This window comes from Streptomyces sp. H27-H5 (genome assembly GCF_026627505.1).
Lineage (GTDB): Bacteria > Actinomycetota > Actinomycetes > Streptomycetales > Streptomycetaceae > Streptomyces.
In genome coordinates this window covers 1-768 of the sequence record NZ_JAPNLK010000344.1, presented here as the reverse complement: position 1 = coordinate 768, position 768 = coordinate 1, and the positions used below count along the sequence as shown (strand labels likewise).

General features: G+C 62.0%; 1 protein-coding gene. It reads right to left on the bottom strand.

Annotated features, from left to right (window positions below; all coding sequences use genetic code 11):
- Positions 1-273: 273 nt before the first annotated feature.
- Positions 274-654, bottom strand: a complete 381-nt coding sequence (locus OTB19_RS43175) for a pyridoxamine 5'-phosphate oxidase family protein (protein WP_267804329.1) — start codon at positions 652-654, stop codon at positions 274-276.
- Between the last annotated feature and the right edge of the window lie 114 nt (positions 655-768).

Below are 768 nucleotides of genomic sequence, written 5' to 3'. Positions count from 1 at the left end.
CTCGACAGCTACATCATCAACCGCAACGAGAACGCCAAGCCCTTCCGCTGGACCTACAAGGGCACCCCACTCAAGGAAGCAGCCTGACCAACACCCCTCCACGAACTTTCGCGGTGCAGCACTAGAAACACGGGGTTCCACAGATTACCCTCACGGATCACCCCCCGCCACAGGGCCTGGAGCGCCGTCACGCGACGGAAGAAACCCCGAAATCCCGCTAGGGAATAGGGGCATGCCGCTGTCACCTAAAGCGAGAGTCCGGGCAACTTCACTTCACGGACGTGATGGGATCTCCAACATACCCATGGCGCGCACAGGGGTTATCTCCACCAGCACGCGCTCAGAGTCTGGGGCGGGGCTGCGGCCATAGCGATCCGCATATCGGTCGACAGCGTTCGAGACTTCATCGTCTGCGGTTCGAACCTCTGCCACGCCCTCGATGGTCAGCCACCTAGGGCCCGCTACCTGCGATACCGCGACTCGCGCCTCACCTGGGAGGGCAGCAAGGATGTTGGCAACTTTCACGCTGCTCTTTCGCGTGATGACACGCGCGACGCCCGCCTCGTGGTCGTAGGTCACCCCAACAGGCACCACATGCGGAGTTCCATCGGAACGCAACGTGGTCAGCGTGGCCAAGTGGTATTCAGCCTCGATCCACCGCGTGAATCCTGATCTTGGTTTTCGGGTGTCTTTCGCGGGTGCGGGGCAGGCCGGTTTTCCGGATGGCCGTTCCGGTGGCGGGTTCTCCGAGGTTCCTTGTGGTCGCGA